General features: G+C 41.8%; 4 protein-coding genes. 1 reads left to right on the top strand and 3 read right to left on the bottom strand.

Annotated elements, in window-relative coordinates; all coding sequences use genetic code 11:
- Window positions 1-40: 40 nt before the first annotated feature.
- Both yiaY and QNK26_RS15850 read right to left on the bottom strand, forming a co-directional pair.
- Window positions 41-1189 (bottom strand): L-threonine dehydrogenase, encoded by a 1149-nt coding sequence (gene yiaY / locus QNK26_RS15845; RefSeq protein WP_319224846.1) that lies wholly within the window; start codon window positions 1187-1189, stop codon window positions 41-43.
- Window positions 1190-1418: 229 nt separating this feature from the next.
- Window positions 1419-2540 carry an enoyl-CoA hydratase/isomerase family protein gene (locus QNK26_RS15850; RefSeq protein WP_319224847.1) on the bottom strand — a complete coding sequence of 374 codons (1122 nt, stop codon included), beginning with the start codon at window positions 2538-2540 and terminating at the stop codon, window positions 1419-1421.
- Window positions 2541-2660: 120 nt separating this feature from the next.
- On the opposite strand from QNK26_RS15850, the gene QNK26_RS15855 reads away from it, so the two are divergent.
- Entirely contained in the window at window positions 2661-3230 is a 570-nt protein-coding gene (locus QNK26_RS15855) for a PhnA domain-containing protein (RefSeq protein WP_319224848.1), read from the top strand.
- Between the two features lie 116 nt (window positions 3231-3346).
- Here the strand turns inward: QNK26_RS15855 and QNK26_RS15860 are convergent.
- A partial coding sequence (locus QNK26_RS15860) for a YebC/PmpR family DNA-binding transcriptional regulator (RefSeq protein WP_319224849.1) occupies window positions 3347-3949 on the bottom strand: 603 nt, incomplete at its 5' end.

The raw sequence follows: 3949 nt of genomic DNA on the forward strand, positions 1-3949 counted from the left end.
TTAACTCTTTAACTCTTTAACTCTTTAACTAACTAACAGCTTACATCGCCGCATTAAAGATAGCGCAGATTTCTTCATGAGTTGCTTGTTTTGGATTAGTAAAACCACACGCATCATTCAGAGCATTTTTTGCTAATTCAGGGATATCTTCAACTTGTACATTTAAGCTGGTTAGTCCCGTTGGAATGCCTACCGCTAGCGCTAATTCTTTAATCGCTGCAATCGCCGCTTCAGCACCTTGTTCAGGGGTCATTGCTGTTACATCAACACCCATCGCTTTAGCAACATCACGTAGACGCTCTGGGCAAACTTGGGCGTTATAGGCTTGCACATATGGTAGTAATACTGCATTACATACCCCGTGTGGTAAGTCGTAGAATCCACCCAATTGATGCGCCATTGCATGCACATAACCCAGTGATGCATTATTAAATGCCATACCCGCCATGAACTGTGCATATGCCATTTGTTCGCGCGCTTCGATATTTTCGCCATGTTCTACTGCTGTACGTAAATGCGCTTGGATCAGCTCCATTGCTTTAATGGCAACTGCATCGGTAATAGGTGTTGCTGCAATGGATACATATGCTTCAATCGCATGGGTCAAGGCGTCCATACCGGTCGCAGCGGTTAATGATGCTGGTTTAGCTAACATTAACTCTGGATCATTAACTGACATTAACGGCGTGGTATTTTTATCCACAATCGCCATTTTAATATGAGTTGTTTCATTCGTGATAATACAAAAACGCGTCATTTCAGAAGCAGTACCTGCAGTGGTATTAATCGCAACTAGCGGAAGCTGGGCTTTTTCTGATTGATCAACACCTTCGTAATCAGCGATATTGCCACCATTGGCAGCTACAAGTGCAATGCCTTTAGCGCAATCATGTGGAGAACCACCACCTAATGAGATCACGAAGTCACACGCGTGTGCATTTAATAGTTCAAGACCGTCAGCAACATTGGCCGTAGTTGGGTTTGGCTGTGTGCCATCAAAAACGGCAGATGCAACATCGCGCGCCGTCAATAAGTCTTGTACTTGCTTTACCATACCGATGCTATTAATGACTTTATCGGTAACGATTAATGCTTTTTTGAAACCATGAGATTTGATCGCGTCAGCCGCTTGAATTAGACAGCCAGCGCCCATTAGATTGTAAGCAGGAATAAAGAAGGCAGTGCTCATAATATATCTCCAAAATAAATCAATAATGATTGCCGCAGTACACTATTCAAATCCACTGTAGGTAATAATTATCCCAATATGGCAGTTTGCAGAGAACTTCCCTACAAATTAACCACTTTGAGGTAATTGTAACTACTATCTTTAGTAAATAAAGGATTTTGTAAAGAGAAAGCCTATTCACTACCTAGTTTGGAATACTCATCACATAATTAGGTAATTAAGATGCAAATTAAAGTGCATTTAAGGGATGAGAGGCTCTTTGCCAGGGCGATACCAATAAACTATTCACAAAATCTGCAGTTACATCAGCAACTTGCTTATACAACCAATGCGGCTGGTTATCTTTATCGACTAATAATGCGCGGACCCCTTCAACTAAGTCGCCATGTAAACAAACGTTAACGGCAATATCGAGCTCTAGTCGAAAACAATCTGCGAGCGACAGATCCGTATATTGCGTTATTTGTTGATACAAGATATGTGCCGATATTGGGCTGCCTAACAGCAACTTATTAATGCCTTTCTGTAGCCAATCACTATTATGCTGATGGGCTTCAATATCACTAATCACATCCGTTAAATTAGATTTCTTGCTCAACGCAGTAAACAAATCTTGATGTGCAGACAGATTATCAGCGGCAAATAAGCTGTCGTCATAAAGCCCATCGAGTACCATATCAACTTGCTTCGTATGTTCGGCGGCATCTAAATGCCAGTCAAGTGCGCGTAAATCAGAACATAATCGCGTTTGTTGTAAAGATGGGATTAAATACTGACTTAAACCAAGATATTTTGCATCATTGGCATTAATGCTCGCGCCTGTCAGCCCTAAAAATAGCCCTACGCCGGGATGCGGTAAGCGATTTAAAAACCAAGTTGCACCAACATCAGGAAATAAACCTATGGTTATCTCGGGCATGGCAATACGTGCGGTTTCTGTTACCACCCGATGACTCGCCCCCATAAACAAGCCTAACCCGCCGCCCATAATAATGCCGTCCCCCCAGACAATAAGTGGCTTACCAAAATTATGCAGTAAGTAATCCACTTGATACTCTGCCGTAAAGTACTCACTCACGACCTGTTGCTTGGCAACGTTTCCTTCTGTATTGACCAAGGCTTGCTGGAGAGATTTAACATCACCACCGGCGCAAAATGCTTTTTCACCGCTACTGGTCAACAACACACTGACAACCCGTTTATCAGACTGCCACGTGAGTAATTGTTGGCGCAGTAATGGGAACATATCAGCACTCAAGGCATGTAACTGACGTGGTTTATTAAGGCTAATAAGACCAATAATATGCCCATCATTAGTCGCTAATTCATCAAACAATACACTCGCTTCCATGTGAACTCCAACTGAATAAAAAACCAGTGTAGCTAGGTTAGGAATTGAAATCTATTGCGAGATATCAAAAATACTCACGTTGTGGCATAATAGCCCCACAAAATTTAGAGGATTAATTCAATGACTATCAAAACAACGCTATTACAACGCAGTGATTCTAAATGTGAAATGTGCACATCAGAATCTAACCTATCAGCTTATGAGCTACCTGAATCACCAGAAAAAAGCTCTGACTGTGCAGTAATGCTTTGTGATACTTGCCTTGATCAAATCAACACTTCTGATGCACTTGATGCAAACCATTGGCGTGGCCTAAACGACAGCATGTGGAGCCAAGTACCAGCAGTACAAGTACTTGCATACCGCATGCTTCACCGTCTAGATGCAGACTGGTCACGTGATCTACTGGATATGATGTATTTAGAAGAAGACGTAAAAGCATGGGCTGAAAAAGGCGTGTTAATTGCAGCGATGACTGACTCACCAGCACGTGACGTTAACGGCACTATCTTACAAGCTGGCGACAACGTAAACATCATCAAAGACTTACCTGTTAAAGGTTCAAGCTTAGTGATCAAACGTGGTACCGCAGTACGTAATATCGGTTTAACAGATAATCCATTACACATTCAAGGCCGTGCAAACGGTACTGCAATGGTAATTATTTCTGCATACTGTAAAAAAATGTAATTTGCTTAATTTGTCTCGTCCTAGAATACGTTGACAGTTAACCAGATCAAAAAAGGCCGATTACCCATTCTGATAAAGAAGTGGTAATCGGCCTTTTTTATATGCGGTATAAACCGTTAGCCAATGATGGCATTGTGATATACATCTTGTACATCATCACTGTCGTTTAGTGCGGCTAGGAAACGTTCGAACATTTCAGCGTCATCACCGGTAACTTCAGTTTCTATTTGTGGTAAGAAGGTGATGTCTTCTGCATCAAACTCAATACCAGCAAATGCTTCTGATAATGCTACTTTAGTTTTGAAGAATTCAGTGTGTGGAACATAAACAGTAATAGAACCATCTTCGTTCTCTACATCAGCAACGTCAACTTCAGCTTCCATTAATGCTTCTAATACCGCATCTTCGTCATCAAATTTGAATTCAAATACCGCTTGATGATCAAACATGTGCGATACCGAACCTTGCGCACCCAGTTTCGCGCCATTCTTAACGAATGCTTGACGAACGTCAGTGAAAGTACGCTTACCGTTATCAGTTAGACATTCAACGATAACCATACTGTTACCTGGACCAAAACCTTCATAACTTGCGCGTTCATAATCTTCGCCACCAGCGCCAGCTGCTTTTTCAATCGCACGGTCAATTACGTGTGTTGGTACTTGGTCTTTTTTCGCTTTTTCAATGATTCGACGAAGACTTAAGTTGTTGTCAGGGTC

Source organism: Moritella sp., from assembly GCF_033791185.1.
Classification (GTDB): Bacteria; Pseudomonadota; Gammaproteobacteria; order Enterobacterales; family Moritellaceae; genus Moritella.